This window comes from Dielma fastidiosa (genome assembly GCF_000313565.1).
Lineage (GTDB): Bacteria > Bacillota_I > Bacilli_A > Erysipelotrichales > Erysipelotrichaceae > Dielma > Dielma fastidiosa.
Map to the genome: position 1 here is coordinate 69,275 of NZ_HE578929.1, position 19,472 is coordinate 88,746.

At 40.5% G+C, this 19,472-nt stretch carries 22 protein-coding genes and 1 tRNA gene; 15 read left to right on the plus strand and 8 right to left on the minus strand.

The genetic code is table 11. From position 1 onward, the window contains the following. Positions 1-103: 103 nt before the first annotated feature. Positions 104-1,558: a BglG family transcription antiterminator gene (locus tag DAHG_RS13850; protein ID WP_022938946.1), complete on the minus strand. Its 1,455-nt coding sequence runs from the start codon at positions 1,556-1,558 to the stop codon at positions 104-106. A 146-nt stretch (positions 1,559-1,704) separates the two neighbouring features. On the opposite strand from DAHG_RS13850, the gene DAHG_RS13855 reads away from it, so the two are divergent. The 6 genes from DAHG_RS13855 (at position 1,705) to DAHG_RS13880 (ending at position 6,164) form a co-directional block, all read left to right on the plus strand. Beyond that, entirely contained in the window at positions 1,705-2,031 is a 327-nt protein-coding gene (locus DAHG_RS13855; RefSeq protein WP_022938947.1) for a PTS lactose/cellobiose transporter subunit IIA, read from the plus strand. Next, positions 2,028-3,419: a glycoside hydrolase family 1 protein gene (locus DAHG_RS13860; RefSeq protein ID WP_022938948.1), complete on the plus strand. Its 1,392-nt coding sequence runs from the start codon at positions 2,028-2,030 to the stop codon at positions 3,417-3,419. Before DAHG_RS13855 ends, DAHG_RS13860 begins: the two co-directional genes overlap by 4 nt. A gap of 10 nt (positions 3,420-3,429) precedes the next feature. Further along, positions 3,430-4,734 carry a PTS sugar transporter subunit IIC gene (locus tag DAHG_RS13865; protein ID WP_022938949.1) on the plus strand — a complete coding sequence of 435 codons (1,305 nt, stop codon included), beginning with the start codon at positions 3,430-3,432 and terminating at the stop codon, positions 4,732-4,734. A 14-nt stretch (positions 4,735-4,748) separates the two neighbouring features. After that, positions 4,749-5,054 (plus strand): PTS sugar transporter subunit IIB, encoded by a 306-nt coding sequence (locus DAHG_RS13870; RefSeq protein ID WP_022938950.1) that lies wholly within the window; start codon positions 4,749-4,751, stop codon positions 5,052-5,054. A 41-nt stretch (positions 5,055-5,095) separates the two neighbouring features. Further along, entirely contained in the window at positions 5,096-5,515 is a 420-nt protein-coding gene (locus DAHG_RS19740; RefSeq protein WP_022938951.1) for a hypothetical protein, read from the plus strand. A 100-nt stretch (positions 5,516-5,615) separates the two neighbouring features. After that, positions 5,616-6,164 (plus strand): HD domain-containing protein, encoded by a 549-nt coding sequence (locus tag DAHG_RS13880; RefSeq protein WP_022938952.1) that lies wholly within the window; start codon positions 5,616-5,618, stop codon positions 6,162-6,164. Positions 6,165-6,213: 49 nt separating this feature from the next. Here DAHG_RS13880 and DAHG_RS13885 read toward each other — a convergent pair whose 3' ends face one another. Further along, positions 6,214-6,777: a hypothetical protein gene (locus DAHG_RS13885; protein WP_022938953.1), complete on the minus strand. Its 564-nt coding sequence runs from the start codon at positions 6,775-6,777 to the stop codon at positions 6,214-6,216. Beyond that, a complete protein-coding gene (gene bcp, locus DAHG_RS13890; protein ID WP_022938954.1) occupies positions 6,774-7,232 on the minus strand; it encodes a thioredoxin-dependent thiol peroxidase in 459 nt (152 codons plus the stop codon). The genes DAHG_RS13885 and bcp overlap by 4 nt, the downstream gene beginning before the upstream one ends. Before the next feature lie 163 nt (positions 7,233-7,395). Here bcp and DAHG_RS13895 point away from each other — a divergent pair. Further along, a tRNA-Ile gene (locus tag DAHG_RS13895) sits at positions 7,396-7,472 on the plus strand. A gap of 58 nt (positions 7,473-7,530) precedes the next feature. Here the strand turns inward: DAHG_RS13895 and DAHG_RS13900 are convergent. Genes DAHG_RS13900 through lpdD form a run of 3 tightly spaced genes read right to left on the minus strand, consistent with a single transcriptional unit; the run spans position 7,531 to position 9,950 of the window. After that, positions 7,531-8,100 (minus strand): UbiX family flavin prenyltransferase, encoded by a 570-nt coding sequence (locus DAHG_RS13900; protein ID WP_022938955.1) that lies wholly within the window; start codon positions 8,098-8,100, stop codon positions 7,531-7,533. Next, a complete protein-coding gene (locus DAHG_RS13905; RefSeq protein ID WP_022938956.1) occupies positions 8,097-9,572 on the minus strand; it encodes a UbiD family decarboxylase in 1,476 nt (491 codons plus the stop codon). Before DAHG_RS13905 ends, DAHG_RS13900 begins: the two co-directional genes overlap by 4 nt. A 12-nt stretch (positions 9,573-9,584) precedes the next feature. Then, positions 9,585-9,950, minus strand: coding sequence for a prenylated flavin chaperone LpdD (lpdD, locus tag DAHG_RS13910; RefSeq protein ID WP_022938957.1), 366 nt, complete (start codon positions 9,948-9,950; stop codon positions 9,585-9,587). Positions 9,951-10,040: 90 nt separating this feature from the next. Between lpdD and DAHG_RS19745 the strand changes: the two genes are divergently transcribed. Both DAHG_RS19745 and DAHG_RS13920 read left to right on the plus strand, forming a co-directional pair. Then, positions 10,041-10,907 carry a LysR family transcriptional regulator gene (locus DAHG_RS19745; RefSeq protein ID WP_022938958.1) on the plus strand — a complete coding sequence of 289 codons (867 nt, stop codon included), beginning with the start codon at positions 10,041-10,043 and terminating at the stop codon, positions 10,905-10,907. 154 nt (positions 10,908-11,061) lie between these two features. Beyond that, on the plus strand, positions 11,062-11,916 hold the full coding sequence (locus DAHG_RS13920; protein WP_022938959.1) for a ChbG/HpnK family deacetylase: 855 nt from the start codon (positions 11,062-11,064) through the stop codon (positions 11,914-11,916). A gap of 118 nt (positions 11,917-12,034) precedes the next feature. On the opposite strand, the gene DAHG_RS13925 is transcribed toward DAHG_RS13920, so the two are convergent. After that, a complete protein-coding gene (locus DAHG_RS13925) occupies positions 12,035-13,942 on the minus strand; it encodes a BglG family transcription antiterminator (protein ID WP_022938960.1) in 1,908 nt (635 codons plus the stop codon). Between the two features lie 87 nt (positions 13,943-14,029). Next, complete coding sequence (locus DAHG_RS13930) at positions 14,030-14,845, minus strand: HAD-IIB family hydrolase (protein WP_022938961.1); 816 nt, start codon at positions 14,843-14,845, stop codon at positions 14,030-14,032. Between the two features lie 260 nt (positions 14,846-15,105). Between DAHG_RS13930 and DAHG_RS13935 the strand changes: the two genes are divergently transcribed. The 6 genes from DAHG_RS13935 (at position 15,106) to DAHG_RS13960 (ending at position 19,468) form a co-directional block, all read left to right on the plus strand. Continuing rightward, complete coding sequence (locus tag DAHG_RS13935; protein ID WP_022938962.1) at positions 15,106-15,897, plus strand: PTS sugar transporter subunit IIC; 792 nt, start codon at positions 15,106-15,108, stop codon at positions 15,895-15,897. Continuing rightward, a complete protein-coding gene (locus tag DAHG_RS13940) occupies positions 15,897-16,721 on the plus strand; it encodes a PTS system mannose/fructose/sorbose family transporter subunit IID (protein WP_022938963.1) in 825 nt (274 codons plus the stop codon). The genes DAHG_RS13935 and DAHG_RS13940 overlap by 1 nt, the downstream gene beginning before the upstream one ends. A gap of 71 nt (positions 16,722-16,792) precedes the next feature. Continuing rightward, positions 16,793-17,284, plus strand: a complete 492-nt coding sequence (locus DAHG_RS19750) for a PTS system mannose/fructose/N-acetylgalactosamine-transporter subunit IIB (RefSeq protein ID WP_022938964.1) — start codon at positions 16,793-16,795, stop codon at positions 17,282-17,284. Then, complete coding sequence (locus tag DAHG_RS13950) at positions 17,277-18,194, plus strand: hypothetical protein (protein WP_022938965.1); 918 nt, start codon at positions 17,277-17,279, stop codon at positions 18,192-18,194. Before DAHG_RS19750 ends, DAHG_RS13950 begins: the two co-directional genes overlap by 8 nt. 21 nt (positions 18,195-18,215) lie before the next feature. Beyond that, on the plus strand, positions 18,216-19,055 hold the full coding sequence (locus DAHG_RS13955; RefSeq protein ID WP_022938966.1) for a Nif3-like dinuclear metal center hexameric protein: 840 nt from the start codon (positions 18,216-18,218) through the stop codon (positions 19,053-19,055). Then, on the plus strand, positions 19,052-19,468 hold the full coding sequence (locus DAHG_RS13960; RefSeq protein WP_022938967.1) for a PTS sugar transporter subunit IIA: 417 nt from the start codon (positions 19,052-19,054) through the stop codon (positions 19,466-19,468). Before DAHG_RS13955 ends, DAHG_RS13960 begins: the two co-directional genes overlap by 4 nt. Positions 19,469-19,472 lie beyond the last annotated feature (4 nt).

The window sequence follows — 19,472 nt, forward strand, 5'->3', positions numbered from 1 at the left end:
AGAAATATAAAGAGTCATTAAGGCAATTAAAAACCCAATCAGCTGAGTGCCAATTGGGATAAAAATTTTATTTATTTTATGTGTCTACTTGACAGGGTCCAGATCAGCATGATGTCAGAAAGACATTGTTGCGGCGCAGCTTTTTTTCTTTTAAATACTTGGCGATCGCTTCATCGACCTGCGCACGTTCCACTACATCAAAGAAAGGCGATATATTGATGATTTGCTTGCCGATAATTTCTAATGGCACTGTTGATATCACAAAGTCGATATTTTGTTTTGGCACGACATTGCTTGCCGGGTCCATCACGTGCAGGCGCAGAATATCTTTATGGCGCTCTAAAAGCTTGTTTTGAATATGCTCGGCGATTCCCTGATAATGATTGGCAATCAAGAGGATATCAATATATTGATCATTATCCATAGAATTCTCAATGATAAAACCAATATGAACACTTAAAAAGCCAATCTCATCATCAGGGATCGTTATATGAAAGGCTTCCTCTAACTGTTTGGCAAGACTGACAGCCACATCATAAATAAAGGGGCATTTCTGTTTCATCGTGCTGTGTATTTGAGTGCTGACAAAATTATTGGAATTACTGCGTTTAATCAGATCAAAGATATGCAGTGAAAGGTTGTGAACCATACTGGCATAGTCAACCTCCAACATATATTTCTCAAAGGTAGTTGCGAGAATTGAACTGATCTTTGTTTCAAATTCAAAATCATAACTGTCATAAGGTGATTCACGGTTTGGGTGAACGACTTGTCCGCAGAATAGGCTGGTAATATAAGCTATATCACCTTCGGTAACTGTTTTATTAAAATGCTTTGTATAACGATGACAAACTTCAGAAGCTAATTTATATTCGATTGAATCAGTGTCTACATCTTTCAGCTTCGGTGTATGAATGTCTTGACTGATGCGGTATAAGCCGATAATTAAATTTAATGAAAGACTTGATGAATAGGCATCCTGGATATAATAACCATTTGCTTCGACACTGCTTAATACAATAGTATAAAGACTGCTGATATCCATATCATGAAAGTAATCTGCCAGATTATCGATATTCATCATTCGACTGGGGAAATCGGCATAGATCATTTTACGGATCATTAATCTTTTATTCAATTCAGTACCTTCAATTCTTACTGTATTATGCGCGTAAATTAATTGCAGATCATTTTCACAAATGAGCTTATTAATTTCTTTCAGCTTATTGCGCAGCGACGAGGTGCTGACATAAAATTCATCAGCGAGCTCATCAACATCAATGGCCTGATTAGCATTGAGAAGCCGCCGTAGGATTTTTTGTCTCAGGTCGGTATCTTCTAAGGCCATCAGCTGCAGTGAAGATTCATCATCAATGATTTTATAACCGGCATTATCTGAATCAACTAAGGCCATTCTTTTTAATTCTGCCATTTCACTTGTAAGTGTTCTTAATGAAATATTCATGTTTTCCGCAAGCAGCTTGCCGCTGGCTCGGCCATGGCATTTCATTAGTAATTGAAGTATCTTTTTTTCCCGTTCACTTAATGTATTGCTCATGATGCACTCACCTTCTTCTTATTTATTTTAACTAATAAGAGCATAATTAAACAAACAAACATTTGCAAGGGGGTACGCAATTGTTAATTTGTATCGCAAAGCAGTGCATCGTAGAATGAAGGCGTGGAAGGAAGTGGCAGCAAATCATGAATAAGGAAGAATGTCAGCTGATAGCCTGCAGTGTTATCGCTAATGCAGGGAGTGCTTATGATTGTTTTATATCAGCGGTCAAGGAAGCGGATAAGGGCGCTTTTGAGGCGGCTGAGAATCTGATGAAAAACGGTGATGAGTATCTGCTGAATGCCCACCGTGCGCAGACGGATCTGCTGAATGCGGAAATGCGGGGGGAAGAAATACCCATCGGAATATTGATGGTACACGCACAGGATCATTTTATGCATGCGATGACGTATAAACAGAGTGCAGCTGATCTGATCCGGCTTTACAAGAAAATGGAAGGAGTGAAAGAATGAGTGAATTTTTATGGGGCAGCGCTACTGCTGCATATCAGTGTGAAGGAGCTTGGAATGAGGATGGCAAGGGCTTATCTATGTGGGATACTTATTGTCACAGTGAGCGTAATGAAGGCGGCATCAGCGGTGATGTTGCCAGTGATTTCTATCATCGTTATGAAGAGGATATCCGTATGCTTGCAAAAAGCGGTCAGAATGCGTTTCGTTTTTCATTGTCATGGACCAGAATTATTCCTGACGGTGTAGGGGCCGTGAATCAAAAGGGAATTGATTTCTATCTGAAGGTCATCGAAACATGCCGTCGTTATCATGTGGAACCGTTTGTAACAATTTATCATTACGATTTACCTGAATCATTATATCAAAAGGGCGGCTGGGAGAATCGCGAAACCGCTGTGGCATTTGCTGAATATGCCGCGGTATGTTTTGAAGCCTTCCATGATAAAATTAATTTTTGGACGACAATCAATGAACCGGATTATGAGTCAATGTGCGGATATATCGTTGGCAATTATCCACCGCATGTTCATGATGTAAGCCGCCGCAGCAAGGCGCTGTATCACATGCTGCTGGGTTCCGCGATGGCCGTCAAAATCTTCAGAGATAAACAGTATAACGGTCAAATTGGTTTAGTTTATACGCCAAGCTCCGTTCAGATCCGCGTTGATAATGAAGCTTATCGTCAGGTGGCAGAGAATGCTGAACTCTATTACAACACCGCGGTCAGCGATGTCATCGTTAAGGGTTGGTTTCCAGAAAAACTCATTGCCAAGATGCAGGCAAGCGGCTTAAATTTAGACTATGTAAAAGCTGAGGATAAAGCCGTATTTCAGGCTGGTATCGTCGATTTCTTAGGTGTCAACAGCTATAATCGGGTATTAGTTAAGCCTTATACTGCCGGTGAATCGACGATGTTTATGAATAATAAGGGAAAACAGAATAAAACCAATCATGCTTCGAGTATTATCAAGGGTTGGTTTGAGACAGATTTTGATCCAAAGGCTAAGTATAATCCATGGGGGTCAGAAATCTATCCGGATACCATTTACGATATGCTTAAAGATATCAAGCAGATGTATGGTGATATCCCTGTGTATATAACGGAAAGCGGCATCGGCACTTATGATGAATTAAATGCAGAGGGTAAAGTTGACGATGATTACCGCATTGAAATTTTAGAAGGCTGGGTAGATGGCTTGCTGCGGGCAAAAGCTGAGGGCTGTAATGTTTTAGGGTATTTTATCTGGTCGACAATGGATTTATACAGCTGGATCAACGGTTATGAAAAACGGTATGGCTTAGTTTATGTTGATTATGAGCATGACTGTCAGCGCATTCCGAAAAAGAGCTACAGCTGGTATCAAAAAAAGATAAAAGAGAATCTATAGGGAGGATAATATGAAGAAATTATCAGAAATGCTGGAAAAGAAATTATTGCCGATGGCAAATAAATTTTCTAAGCAGCGGCATTTAAGAGCAATCTCAAATTCATTTTTAAGCATTGTTCCTTTTTTAACCATCGGATCTTTAGCACTGGTGTTAATTTCACCGCCGGTTGATTATACAACATTAGAGCCTGGTTTTATGTATAGCTTTTTTCAGGCATGGGCTGTATTTGCTGAACAGATAGCTACGCCGATTGGGTCTATCTATACGATATGTATGGAATTTATGTCAATCTTTGTGGCTGCGGCTATCGGTTATTTCTTAGCACAGGAATATAAAATGAAGGGCTTTCTGCCGCCTGTTCTATCAACAGTTGCCTTTTTGATCTTGGCAGGTTTGGGCGCTGATGGCAGCAAGACCTTTGATTATTTTGGCGGTACCGGCTTGTTTACGGCAATTATCGGCAGCATTATAGCCATTGAAATCCTGCATTTCTTATTTAAACGTAAAGTCGGTTATATTTCATTAGAAGGTCAGGGGGTACCGGAAGCATTAACGCAGGCCTTTGCCTTACTGATACCTACGGCCATTACATTAATTGGTATTGGCTTGCTGCATTGGGGTATTGTCAGTCTTACCGGTGATACTTTACCGGCTTTGATGACGGTGCTGCTTTCACCGGTATTGAGCGCGACAGATTCACTGCCTGGTGTCTTCCTATTAGCCTTTTTAGTTATGACATTCTGGTGGTTTGGTATTCATGATTCTTGTATTACCGGTCCGATGACAGCTTTTTGGACCATCGCGCTGACGGCGAATATCGCTGCTTTCAACAGCGGTGCGGCAACTACGGCAGTTCCATATATTGTGACTGATCCATATTGGTTTATGTTCCTGATGATCGGCGGTTCCGGGGCGACCTTCGGTTTGTGCATCGTCTTGCTGACCTGTAAATCAAAACAGCTGAAAACAGTCGGCAAGCTCGGTATTGTGCCTGCTTTCTTCAATATTAATGAACCGGTTATTTTCGGTGTGCCGTTAATGCTGAATCCAATGATGTATATCCCTTTTGTCGGCGCCGTATTGGTAAATTGTGTCATATCATATGGCGCGATGTATTTTGGTCTGGTGGGCAGAACGATTGCTCAGCCGGGATGGAATATGTTCTGTCCAATCGGGGGACTGCTTTCAACGCTGGACATCAAGGCAATGCTGCTGATTGTGGGATTGATTGTATTAGATGCGCTTATTTACTTTCCGTTTATCAAAGTGTATGATAAACAAAAGTATGAAGAAGAAATGGCCAGCGTCAAATAGAAGGAGAACGAGCGATGAAAATATTATTAATGTGTTACGGCGGGTTAAGTACCGGCTTAATGAAAGTCAGACTGGAAGAAGAAGCAAAGAAGTATGGTGTTGAGGATATTGAAGTTGTCGCTACGGCGCTTGCGGAGGCTGAGAATGATTTCGGTGATTATGATGTTTATTTGTTAGGGCCGCAGGTGCGTTATGCCTATGATGACATTAAGGCGAAGCTGGCAGATCGTCTTGTGCTGACGATTTCAGCGTCTGACTTTGGTTTAATGCGGGCGGATAATGTATGGCAGGAAATTGTCAAAGGATTGGATAGAACATAGGGATCAGCAATGCTGATTCCTATTTCTTAGGCTGGCTGAAAATGAAATTAATAGCCCTGCTGATTATTCTCGTTTCCGGGGTGCTGTATCAGATCTGCTCAAAATCCATTCCTTCTGATGTGAATCCGTTCATCCCTTTATTGTGTACTTATGCTGTCGCTTTTCTCTGTGCTTTACTGCTTGCTGCGGCTAGCGGTGGCTTGGCTCAGATCGGTACTGAGTTAAAGAAAGTAAATCGCTTCAGCTTTTTACTTGGAGCTGTGATCTGCTTTTATGAATTAGGCTTTCTGCTTGCTTACCGTCATGGTTTCAGCTTGACAACTTTACCGCCTCTGGCCAATATTCTAGTTATTGTAGCCGTCTGCGGTATCGGGTTACTATTTTATGGTGAATCAATGCCGCCTCTGCATCTTGCCGGTTTGGGCTTGGCGGTTGTAGGTGTCATACTGACCATTGTTTAATCATTAATTAAGAGATAAGCAAAAACTTCACAAAGATTTCAGATAAAGTCAATTGACTTTTATTTTCAGTATGTTATTCTAGTAAATAGAGGTGAAGAGATTGGAAAAAGCGATTTATTCTAGATTAGACTTGAATGACATTACAAATCCAAAAATCAGGGAGTTTAATGAAATATTAAGTGACCTGCTTACAATGAATGAAGTACAGCAGCTTGATGAGTTTTCCCAGCATTTAAATACAACACGACTCCAGCATTCTTTGAATGTTGCTTATTATACGTTTCTGATTTGCCGTAAGTTTAACTGGCATACGAAAGAGGCTACAAGGGCGGCTTTGCTGCATGATCTGTTTCACTATGATTGGCGTGAAAAGACACATGAAGGCTGGCATCCGGCTCTGCATCCGCGGGTAGCGCTTGAAAACGCGCGTAAAATCGCTGATGTAACACCTTTGATGGCTGACTGCATCGTTAAGCATATGTGGCCGATGACTTTAAAAGCGCCTCGCTATAAAGAGGGCTGGGTAATTACCGGCATGGATAAGTATTGCGCGACATTAGAATGCATTCATCAATCTTCATCGATTGTAAGAAAGTCAGCAGCTGTAATGTATCTCGCTTCTTTTATATCTTTTATACATTTAGGATAAACCGATCTCAGATCGGTTTTTTATATGAAAAAGCTGGCGGCGGCCAGCTTTAATTAATAAATAGGGGCAGTTGACTGGTTTTTGCCAGCTGTGCCATTTCCAAGTAAAGATTTAATGCCTCCAGGGCCATTTTACTTACTTGATTCACGGTTGTTTCATCCTTAAATGCACTGCGTTTCAGACGCAGGCATTGATCAATCAATTCATCAAGACTGCCAAAAAGCATCACTTCTTCATTCATATCAGCAAATTCAAAATTATAAGGGAAATTACCGGGCAGGAAGATATCAACACTGCGCAGCAGCTGCTTATATTTTGAATCATTGCTGTTGGCCGCCTTACTATAAATCTTATCCTCATCCCATACGCTCTTTAATTTAGCGGGCAGCGGTTTCTTCGCTTCCGTATAAGCGGCGCAAAGGGCGAGGGCAGCCAGACATTCCTCATCGATTTCTTTGACGGCAAAGGCTGAACTATCTTCCTGCCAGCCGTCAATCATGATTTCATTTTCTTTTAAGACGTCAATCAGGGCAGCCTGCCAAGTTTGCGTATCTTTTAATTCTGCGCCTTCATAACAGTGGGCAAAGCTGGATACGGTTAATTCTATTTTCATACATTCAGTACCGCCGCAACTTCAAGCGGATTTTTTTCTGGATTGACCTTTTCCATCGCATGCAGAATCTTGCCTTCTTCATCGATGATGTAAGTAGAACGGACAATGCCCATATATTCATGACCCGCTAGCTTCTTCTTTTTCCATACCTCATATTCCTGAAGTATATTTGTCTGCGGATCACTTAGAAGGGTAAAGGGCAGCTCATACTTCTCTATGAATTTCTTATGTGAGGCAGCGGAATCTTTGCTGATTCCAATCACTTCAATATCCTTGCTGCGGAAAGCCTCATACATACTTTTAAACGCGCAGGCCTGCTTGGTGCAGCCAGGTGTATTATCTTTAGGGTAGAAATAGAGAACGACCTTTTTGCCTAGAAAATCACTGAGATGAACAATGTTGCCATGCTGATCAGCGAGTGCAAAATCAGGTGCTTTTGTATTGATTTGTAACATAATGTACCTCCTATGGTAGCTATTATACCATGACTTAAAGGTTTAAACCAAGACAACGCTTAAAAACCATCCGCAAAGAAAATGCCGGCTAAGAACAATTTTTTGTAATGTTTATCTTGCAAGCTAAAATGCTTTATGGTATTATATATGGGCACTAACAAGTGGGCCTGTAGCTCAGGTGGTTAGAGCGCACCCCTGATAAGGGTGAGGTCGTTGGTTCGAGTCCATTCAGGCCCACCAGATTAATGATTACCGGAGACAAATGTTTCCGGTTTTTTTAATATATATATGAAAGTTATCAGCAGTTTGGCTGCCATGGCTTAAAAGGCTGATAGGACAGTTCAAATTGCGCCAGCAGCTTACCGATCAGATGATCCTCCATTTCTTTGATTGTTGTGGGTTTTTGATAATACGTCAGTATCATCGGCATAATGGTTATGTTTGAGAATCTGGATAGTTTAAGCAGATTTTCTAAATGAATCGCACTGAGAGGATTTTCACGTACAGCCAAGATAAGCTGCCGATGCTCTTTAATCATTACATCGGCACAGCGCAATAATAAATTATCTGAATAACCATTGGCGATTCCGGCAGCGGTTTTCATCGAGCAGGGGATAATAATCATGCCTGCACTTGGATAGGTACCGCTGGCAATCGCTGCCCCTATGTTTTTCACATCTTCGTAATGATCGGCCTTAGATAGTAAGCTTTCAAAGCTGATTGATGTTTCAAGCATCAATGTTTGCTTGGCACTTTCACTGACGGTCAGAATTGTTTCAACCTCAGGATTCATTTTTAATGCTTCCAGCAGATGAACTGCCAGCGGCAGTCCGCTAGCACCGCTGATGCCAACTATGATGCGTTTCATTGATCGTCCTCCTTAAACCAGTGACGCGGATCTACATCTTGAAATTTTGCTCTTTCAAAGCGCTGCTTCTGATTAAATGGAACGGTGCAGTCAAAAATGGCTTTGCATGCATTGCCGTGTTCTTTAAGCAATGGATTATAGACAGGATCATTGGAAGGATCAAGCGGATGGCATTGAATGCCAGGTAAAAGAATCAAATCACGGTCAGCCTGAAAGCGGGTGGTCATGGCCCATAGGACATCATTCATATCAAAACAGTCAACATCTTCATCAACAAGGAAGACATGTTTTAATTCCGCGAATGCACTGAATGCCAGTAAGGCTGCTTGTCTGTGACGGCCCTCGTCAGAAGCGACTGACTTTTGGAACTGTAAAACAGCAATATATTTTCCGCCGCCGCTGGACGCGCAGTAAACATTTTTCAGTTTGCCGGGCATGGCTTTATCAACCATTTGCAGAATACTGGCTTCGGTTGGAATACCGGCCATTGAAACGTGTTCTTCGCTAGGCCCGATACATGTCTGCATAATGGGATTTTTACGGGTGGTAACCGCTTTTACTTTAATAACAGGCAATGAAGGATTGGCAGGACCGCAATAACCGGGGAATTCCGGCATTGCCTTACCAGAGTTGCTATTTATATCCTCACGCATTCTAACTTTGGGCAGAATTTCACCTTCAATGACATATTCAGCATTGGCAATTGCTTTTTCATTAATTGTCAGACATTGGACTAATTCAACAGGCTTATTGCGGATCGCGCCTGCAATCTGCAGCTCATCATAACCAATAGGGGTGGTAGGCGGTTCAAAGCATGCCGTCACTTCGATGGCTGGATCAACACCGATACTGATTGATATCGGCAGCGGCTGCCCCTTTGCCTCAGCAAGCTCATGGAAAGCACCGATATGCCGTGCTCCCGGCTGCAGAAAAATGGTCATTTCATCTTTTGACTGAATACAGAGACGATGAATCGAAACATCTGATTCACCAGTGATTGGATTAGAGGCATAAGCCATTCCGAGGGTAATATAAGGCCCGGCATCTTCGATGCTGTTGGTGGATGCCGGAATCAGTTTCCGTAAATCAAAGTCATGTTCATCCGCTCGGTACACAAGTGTTTGACATAAGGCTTCCGCCTGTGGAATAGTAATCGGTCTAACCGGCCTTTCAACGGCATTCTTTAATAAAAAGCCAAGCTTTTCGGGCTGACAGTTTAATAAATAGCCTACTCTTTTCCGGCTTGCTAAAAGGCCTATTGCAATACGTGCCTCAGGGTATCCTTTAATTCTATTAAAAACAGCTGCCGGACCTTCCTTAGTTGGCCGCATGACTGTACCGCCGGCACCTATTTTCCGATATAAGCCAGCCAATTCATTCATTGGATCGATTTCTATATCAGTCTCAATGAATTGATTTTCCATGGTTTTTAATAAGTCCAAAGCTGATCGCAGATCGTTAATTTGATTCATAATTCCTCCTTTTTAGCTGACACTTAGGTCTGTCAAAACTTGGTTTAATAATTCATCAGCAAGCTTTTGGATTTCTTCCAGCTGCTGACTGGTCGCCTGTTCGATATGAATGCCGCAGCTGCAGACACAGCGGCATCCCAATTGTGCGGCTGCCGTACTGGCATAATGCTCTGCAAGTACACCGTCCTTATGACCTGTAACATTGAGTATGCTGGCAGTAGCGCTCAGCTTGCCGCCGTTTAGGCTCAAGCGGGGAATGGCTAATGCAGTGCTGCCTAAATGAGCTTCACCGCCGGTTAAAATTAGTGAAAGGTCTTTTCCCATTTTAACGGCAATACATTCCAGTTTTATACCATTTTTTTCATTGAACCATTTCATATATTCCTCCTGATTCAATCGTATCAAAAAACATGCACGAATCAATTTGATTTTTGGTATAATATATTCCATAAAGGAATAGGTGAGCGTATGACATTGGAACAGTTGCAGTATTTTGTTGTAATTGTAGAAACGGGAACTTTTTTAGGCGCGGCTGAGGAGCTGCATCTTTCTCAGTCCTCTCTATCAAAAAGTATTCAGCGCATGGAAAGAGAATTAAATGTTGTTTTATTTGACCGCAGCGGCCGCAGTGCGAGATTAACTGAGGCAGGTCATCAATTTTATAATGATGCCAAAAATGTTCTATCCGCATACACTCAATTGATCAGTAATTTGAATCAGATTAAAGACAGTCATGAAAATACTTTAAAATTAGGATTGCTGCCCATTCAGGCAAGCTTTCGTATAGCCAGCAGATTAAAGCAATTCCGATCCGCATACCCCAAGCTTGATTTTCAAATTTATGAGTTAGAGGATGCTGCCCTGCTTGACAAGCTGCTGGATGGAACCTTGGACTTGGCGATTCTGCGCTCTGATTTCCCTCATCCTAAACTTAGCTACTTCTCCTTTGCATTAGATCATATGGTTTGCCTGCTGCCTAAACAGCATCCGCTTGCCGCTTTCAGTGCCATTTCTTTAACCCAGCTCAAACCGGAAGCCTTTATTTTGATGCCGGCTTATACCGCAGTTACCAAAAGGGCTATGAGCGTATGTCAAAAGGCTGGTTATGTGCCGGAGCGGGTACGGTATTGCCGGACTGAAAGCATCATCAGTTCTGTTGCTGAGGGGGAGGGGATTTCCTTATTGATGGAGTCAAACATTGAAGCCTTTTCGTTAAACAATGTGGTTATCATGCCATTATTGGAGGCGGTTAGGGGAAGTGTTGCCTTTGCCTGTCTAAAAGAGAAGCCGCTGTCATTGCCTGCGAAGCGTCTGATTGAATTATTCAAAAAATAAAAAATTCTGCTTAACCAGAATTTTCTTGATTCTTTTATATTGGATTACACCAAGTCCGGTGAAAAAGTAAAGCTGATAAACGGAAAAAATCTTATAGAATTTAAGTATCAGATAAAATAGGTGAGTCTGAAAGATAAAAGAAAAGAGGGAAAAAATGAAAGTAATATTTAGAGCAGATGATGTCGGTTATACGGATGTTCATAATTTAGGTACTTGGCAGGCAATTGAAAAAGGTATTGTTACGGCCTGCGATTTAATGCTTGATACACCAGGCTTTGAATCAGCGTGCAAATATTTGCGTAATTGTCCTTGGATTACGATTGGCTGGCATACGCATTTTTGGGGCAGACCCGTTCTTAAGCCAAGTGAAGTACCTTCAATGGTTGATGACGAGGGTAAATTCAAATGGCGGAAGGATAAAAAAGCATTGATGGAAGTCGATTATGAAGAAGCATTAAAAGAATGTCGGGCTCAGCTTCAGCGTTGCTATGATTGGCTGGGAAGACTGCCGGATACATGCGGCGGCGCCCGCGGTCCGCTTGGTGATGCAATAAAAAAAGTTTGTGATGAAAATGGCATTGTTTATGATTTCGTGGGCGGCATCGGCTATGATGGCAAAGAAAAACAACCGGCTGAAAAATATCGCTCATTAAATATTAAAGAATGGATTGATTTAAGCGGCAAGCACCATAAATCATTAAAAGTTACAGATTTTCCATATTATGATCCAGCTGGCGCAATCATGGAAATGCCGATTGATGAAGATGTAATATGGATGCGGTCACAGCACCCGGGTTATCTCGATGACTATGTATTAGCTGAATCAAGCTGTACGATTCCGCGGGTTAAAGATGTTGAGGCCTATTGTGATCCAAAAGTTAAGCAGTGGATCATCGAAAATAAAATTGAACTGATTAATACTCATGATGCTCTTTATGGTACTAATCAGTATCAGGAACATTTAAAAGCGATCAATTCACCATTGTGGATTGGTAATATGAAGGCATAAAAATCAGTATAACTATTGAGTTGTTTCTCCCCCATAGGATCTGTTTATTATATAAAGGAGCAGTTATCCTGCTCCTGATTTAGAATGATTTGTGTGAGTGATTTAAAGATCACTCTTTTTATATTAGCAGATCAACGAAATCCTGACAGCAGCGGCAATGTGTTAATTTTCGGATAAAGGCTTTTTCCTGCAGCTTCTCAGAGAGAAAACTGATAATGTCGCCATAAGTGCTGAGGTATTCGTCAGCGGCTGATGCAAAAAGCAATATTACTTTCACGCTGTTGTTCCCCCATGCAATAGGTGCCTGTGATATCAGGATACTCAGCGAGGAAGCGGCTGCGTTTGAATTCATTGAATGCGGCACCGCGGCAATTCCGATGACGGTATCTGAAAGCTGCTCACGCTTTAAAACTTGCTGTTTAAAATCATCGCTTACACTGCCGTCTTTAATCAGCGGCTGAATCATTAAATCAAGTGCTGCATCACGATCAGGTATTCCCGCTGGGTCTAAATAAAAATATTCATCTTTCATTAAATGAATGCAGTTATTCTTCAGTTTAGATTTATGCTTCTCCTTGCGTATGTCATCAATTGTGCGGTAAATAATTTTTCGATCCTGATCACTCTTGATTGGACTGATTAATAGAAAGGGAATCTTTAAATCATAATGATTTAATTTAGAAGTAGAAATAATTAAATCATAGGGTTCAAGATCCAATTCAGAATCCAGATGAGAGATACAGTTAGACGTAATGTATTTATCAAACTGATCACTGTAAAACTGATAGAGATCTTGATTGATATTGTAATAATTTGGTAAGACAAACAGCACTTTCAATTTACTGTTGTGACTCTTTTTATTTTCAAAAATACTGCCGATATATAATGCTAAATAAGCGATTTCGTCTTCACTTACAATAATCGGATAATTATATTGAATTGTGTTTGCGATATAAACGGCACAGTCATAAATTGCCGGATGCCGATATTTTATATCTTTCAGATAAGGGTTCTTAATACTGATTGTGGCTGTCAGCCGGTGTATCAGTGAACGGATATGAAGCGCGAAATTCACAAAATTGTCAGCATCGTCATAAAGATCAATGTTATAGAAATGCTTCATATTATCGGCTACCTGAATCACGAGATTGTAACAGCCGGCCCATAAATTTTCTTTTAGATTATCGATGGTGATTTCTGAACGGTCATTATTGACGACAATCGCCGCCATAAGCAGTGCAATCTGCATGATTTCAATTTCAGGGAAGCTGATCTGAAAGGCTTTGGATAATTTGGCGCAGATTTCTCTGGCAATCGTAAAATTATGATTTCTGACAAATTTTAAGTATAGCTCTCTATCTAAAATATGATTATGTGAAATACGATTCATTGCTATGCCTATATGATAGAGCGTATTAAGAAAAGCATAATCAGACATCGTATAATGATATTTAGCGATGATTTCTGAGAGAATAGTCTGAATTTTATTAAAATCATAACCAGGAAATGCGGCTTGAATGGTTTCCAGATTATAGACATTTTGATCGGCGTCATTGAATAAAGTTGAGAATAAGAATTCACGCTTTTTTTGTTCAGGACCGCTGATCGTTGCCGTGTTGTAGTTAAAGCTGATTGTCAGCTCATAGGCTTCAACCATTTCTTTTATCTTATATAAATCAGAACGAATCGTTGTTTCGCTGTAATACAGCTCATAACCGATGTTGGTAATATTGATGCTGTCACGGGTGCCTGTCAGCAGCTGCAGAATAATATAGCTGATTCGCTCTGACGGTTCCGCAGATACGATGGTTGGAAAGTCATCGATGATTTGAGACAACAGCTCGTTATTAATGTAATATCCCTTATTGTTTGATAGAATCAAGGTTGGATAAGTTTCGTTAATTTTTTTTACATAGCTGATGATCGAACGTTTGGATACTTGAAGACAGTCGGCCAGATAATTAGATGATGAAACTTTTTGATCGTTAAGTAATTCAATTAAATCAACCTGTGTTTTATTTAGCATCCTATCGATCCTCCTAATCAAATTGTAGCAAAGCGCTGATATGATGTCAATGCGGCCAGCTGCTGTGCGTTATTGGCAAAAAGCCTATTAACGATTTAAAATATGCTTTTCAACATAGTCAGCCCAGCCATCCTCATCAGCGGCTTTCTCAGAAATGAAGTCGGCAGCTGCTTTTGCGTCTTCAGAGCCATTCAGCATGCAAACCCCTATACCGGCAGCCTGCAGCATACTGATATCATTGGTCATATCACCAAAACAGCAGACTTGTTGTAAATCAATATCATGTCTTGAACAGAAGCGCTTCAGCATGCTGCCTTTTGAAGCTTCCGCATTACAGAATTCAAACATTGTATTTTCCGTTTTAAAGCCCTTGAATGCTTGTGACGGAAATTTGGCGGCACGTTTTTCAATTGCGGGCATATCTTCTGCTTTAACTCGAAAGCCAACCTTAAAAGCGGGTCCCTGCCAGAATTCAGCGTCATCCTTAACGATATGTACTTGATGGTCATTTTTTATATAAGCAGAGGAGGCGGCAACATTCTTATCATAATTGCGCACATAGCTGATGCCGTCTCTGCGCAGGGTAGGATTGCAGTCAAAGGGTGCCATAATTTCAAAGCAGGCTTTAATCCATGCAGGTTCCATAAAATAGAGCTGTTCGCTGAAATCGTCCAAACCATCATATAGTTCAGAACCATTCAAGCCGATTATGACATCACAGCGGATATTCCAAGATGTTTCAAGCCGATGCAGCTGACTGATTGACCTGCCGGAGGCGAGACCAAATAAAATCTCGCTTTTTTTTAATTGGTGAATGGCTTGTACAGCCCGTTCACTTAAATCTTGATGCTTAGGCACCAGTGTATTGTCAATATCACAGAGTATCAATTTTATTTTTTCCATATCTTTTATCCTTTTTTTGTATTATTTATATTTTAACATCGCTGCCGGGATCAGAATTTATATAATTTCATCAGGAGAAGTGAAGCTTGCTGTATCAGTCATAAATTGAGCGGTTGCACTGCGGCTGGTGAAAATTCAACAATTGAAAGCGCTTTTTTAACCGTTACAATATAGCCAACAAGTTAAGGAGGAATGTGTTGAGAATTAATTAGGGATTTGTTTAAGCCTGAACATTAAAAAACAGAGAGGAGTGGATGATAATGTTGCAAGGTGCGCTTATTTGCGTTTTTGTTTTTTGGATATCAAATGTATTGCAGAAAGTATTTTTAATAAATATTTCTTATTCTCCTATTTGCTTGTGTACACTGTTGGGACTCTTAGTCGGCAAGCCAACCGAGGGATTGGTAATGGGCGGCTATCTGCAGGCAATTTTCTTAGGTGTAATGGCGATTGGCGGTGTAGCACCGGCAAATAAACAATTAGGTTCAATTATTCCATGTGCCTTCGTCTTATTGGGCGGTATGGAATTAGAAGCCGGTTTAGCAATCGCTTATACGATTGGTGTTCTCAGTAATAGTATTAATCAATTGGCTAATACAATATTTGCTGCTTCTGAACCATGGTGGAAAAATTTGGCTTTAAAGGCAAATGCAAAAAGCTATTCCATGGCTCACTGGGTATGGTTTTTAGTAATCAGTATGCTTCCGTCAGCGCTTATCATTTTCTTCAGTGTTGCTTTCGGTACTGAAGTTGTAGCTAATTTAGTTAATTTGCTGCCGGCAAAATTCATGACGGGCTTAAGTGTTGCTTCTAACTGTATGACTGCAGTTGGTATTGCTATCGCGTTAAAGATGACATGGCAGACAAAATTTGCCGGTTTCTTCTTCCTTGGCTGGATTTTAGCTTATGTAATTGGTTTAACACAGATCCAATGCGCGATCGTTGCAGTAGCAATCGGTGCGATTTGGTACTTTATCTCAGCTGATCTTGATAAGAAGATTAAATTGAATCAATCGGCAGGCAGTGTGAATCGAGGAGGTGACTTTTTCTAATGGCTAAGAATAATTTAACAAAAGAAGATAAAAAGGTAATGTGGAACCTATTCTGGCGTTCTAATCTGATTATGGGTTCCAACAATCCAGTTGTTATGGGCGGACATGGTGTTTTATTTACTGTTGCGCCATATTTAGAAGAGTTCTACAAAGATGATGAAGCAGAAAAAGTTGCTGCTTTTGATCGTCATAGTGTCTATTACAATACAAATCCATATACTGGTGCGATTGTTTGGGCATTGATTTATATTATGGAGAAAAAACGCAGTCTGAATAAGACAGCGGTAAGCGGTGAATCAATTCAGAATATGAAGATTGCCTTGATGGGGCCTTTAGCCGCAATTGGTGATACACTTTTCCAGGGTTCTATCGGTATCATTATTGCCGCCATGGTCATGGGTATGGCTCAGGAAGGAAATTTCCTGGCGCCGATTATATATTTAGGCTTATTCTTAATTCTGTTTGCCGGCGGTAAATGGCTGTTCTTAAGAATCACTTATGTTAAGGGTGAAGAATTTGTTACAGAGCTGCTGCAGACGGATATGTTTGACCGCATGGAAGAGGTTATTTCAATTGCCGGTTTGATGATGATGGGCTGTCTGACTGCGACAACAATTAGATTTAATTTTAACTGGGTCATCAATTTTGGCGGTGTTGAAACAGATTTCCAAACTGCTTTCTTAGATGCATTGCTGCCAGGCTTACTTCCATTGGTAATATTGTTTACATGCTTTGGCTTGTTAAATAAGAAGGTCACACCAACTAAATTGATTTATGGCATCATGGTTGTCTGTATCATTTTCGCTTATTTAGGAATTGTTTAATCAGCACATGAGTAAGCCGTGATTCCATGGCTTACTCATTCTGCTCATAGAAAGAAAAGAGGGAAAATATTATGATCGATTTACTTCGTTTAGATGAAAGATTAATACATGGACAAATTGCTGCGGCATGGGTGAAAACGCTGCCGGTAGATACCTTGCTGGTTATTGATGATACGAGTGCTACCGACCCATTTCTGACCAAAACGCTTTATATGGCTTCGCCGGCAAATATTAAAACTTTTGTTATGACTAATGAGGAAGCGTTAAAAGTATTAAATGATCCGCGCTGTGCTGATCGGCATATTTTTGTGGTTGTCAGAACGATTGACACGCTTTTGAATATTGCTGAAAATGCCAAGGATGTTAAAGAAATCAATGTATCAAATTATGGCCGGCTGGTAACGAGCGGTAAGGAGAGAAAAGGGTATACGGATCATTTGTTCCTCGATGATGATGAAGCTGTTAACTTGAAAAAAGTTCTTGCTTTTGATATCCCTGCTTTCATGCAGATGACGCCTTCACAGCCTAAAACACCGTTGACAAATATATTGAAAAATGTCTGATATTGAGAATCGTTTAGAGGAACAGCTGCTTCAATATACGTATTATTATGGCATCAGAAATTCCAATAAAGATAAGCAAAGATGCTATTCGTATATTGAAAGTAAATTTGCGAAAGAATTTGGTTTAGATGTGAAGTTTGATAAGCTTTCAGTAGGTATCAGCAAGATTGGTTTATGTATTGCCGGCAATTTGGATAAAGCTGATAAAATCTTGATTGCGCCTTTGGATACACCGCGTAAATCTTATTATAAACAGTACAGCTATTATCCTTTTAATGAAAAGAAAAGTGATCGAAATCATATGCTGGCTGCATTGATTAATGGCAGTATCGGCGTTTTGTTGACAGCGGCTGTCTGTTGGCTTGTCTATTTGCTTTTTAAGCAATTTTGGCTTTCCTGTATTTGTGCTTTCGTAAGCTTTTTACTCTATTTGTATTCGCTGCGCAATATTTTTAATTTCAGCAGCAGTGCGCCGCTCGCGCTTTTCACTTATATTGCGGCACATCGAAGGAAAGATGAACAAATTGCTTATGTGTTTTTAGATCACAGTGCTCAGAATTATCTGAGTTTGAAGCTGTTTCTGGTTAAATATAAAAAGCAGTGCGAACGTGCTGATGCGGTTATTTATTTTAATAATTTAGCACATGGTCAGCATTTGGTTTCAGCCTATAAAGAGCTGGATAAGAATAAAAGTCAATTCATTGAGGCATGTGAGGCAGAGGGCTTAAAGATTGAAGACGAGGGTGTGCTGCATTGTTTTGAGAGCTCTTCAAAGCTGATGATTATGACTGCTGCTGAACGCGATCAAAGCAATGAGTATTATGTAAAGGATATTCGCAGCCGCCGGGATAAAACCGTTGATGTTAAACGGTTAAAGCGTATTGGCGATTTATTGATTAAGACAGCTTAGCTGTAAATTGAAGGAGAATTTATGAAGATAAAAGAAGTAATTGAGCGGCTGTGCGAATGGCATCAGCCCTTTATTGAACATGAAGGCGGCCGTGATAAGATATTATGTGGTGATGCTGATCAGGAATGCAGCGGCATAGCGATAACGGTATGCGCTACCTTTGAGGTATTAAAAAAAGCCAAGGAACAAAATATTAACCTGATCATCACTCATGAATCTATCTTTTTCGGCGGTCGTGTTGATGCTGATGAGCTTGCTGACAATGACGTTTATCAGGCAAAGCTTAATTATATTAAGGAAAATAATTTAGTGATTTGGCGTGATCATGATCATATTCACGGCAATGGCAAGCCTTTCTATCCGGAAAGAAAGAATCCGGATTATATATTCTATGGAATATGTAAGGAACTGGGCTGGGACGATTATGTGGTAGGTGATAAGCTGAAGCCGCTTTGGTATAAGATTCCTAAGATTAAGGCTGCTGATTTAGCTGATTTTATTATGGCTAAATTTAATCTTCAAGGGATGCGGATTGTCGGTAACTTGGATCAGGATATATCTACGGTATGGTTTGCGGAACATGTCATGGGCAGCAAGACTGACGGTGAGAAAATCAAAAGCGGCTTAAAGGCAGATGTAATCATCCCTTTTGAAATTTGTGATTATACATTAACGCAGTATGTTCATGACGCGGCTTATCTGAATCAGGCAAAGGTTTTGTTTGAAATGGGACATTTTAATTGTGAAGAATTAGGTATGAAATATATGCTTCAATGGCTGCCGGAAGCTTTGCAGGAAGAAATACCAATGGTATTTATTCAATCAGGTGATTATTTTCACTATTTAGAGAGGGTATTATGACAAAAATATTTTTAGCAACACATGGCCGTATGGCCAGCGGTATGAAATCATCGATTGATTTATTAATGGGCAGCAGTGAAGCACTTACTGTTTTCGATGCGTATCTGCCAGGTGTAACAGTTTCAGTCGGCGAGCAGGCGGCACAGTTTCTGGCGCAGTGTGAACCCTCAGAGACTAAGCTTTTGGTGTCCGATATGCTGGGCGGCAGTGTAAATCAAGAACTGATGAAATATTCAGATCTGGAGAATGTTTTTGTGATTACGGGGATAACACTTACCTTGCTTTTAGAGTTATTGTGTCAGTGTCATCAAAACTTCACCGCATCCCAGCTGGATGAGCTTATCGAAAACAGCCGATTAATGACGCAGCGAGTTTCTTTAGATGTGAATAGTTCGCAGGATCAGTTTTTCTAACAGC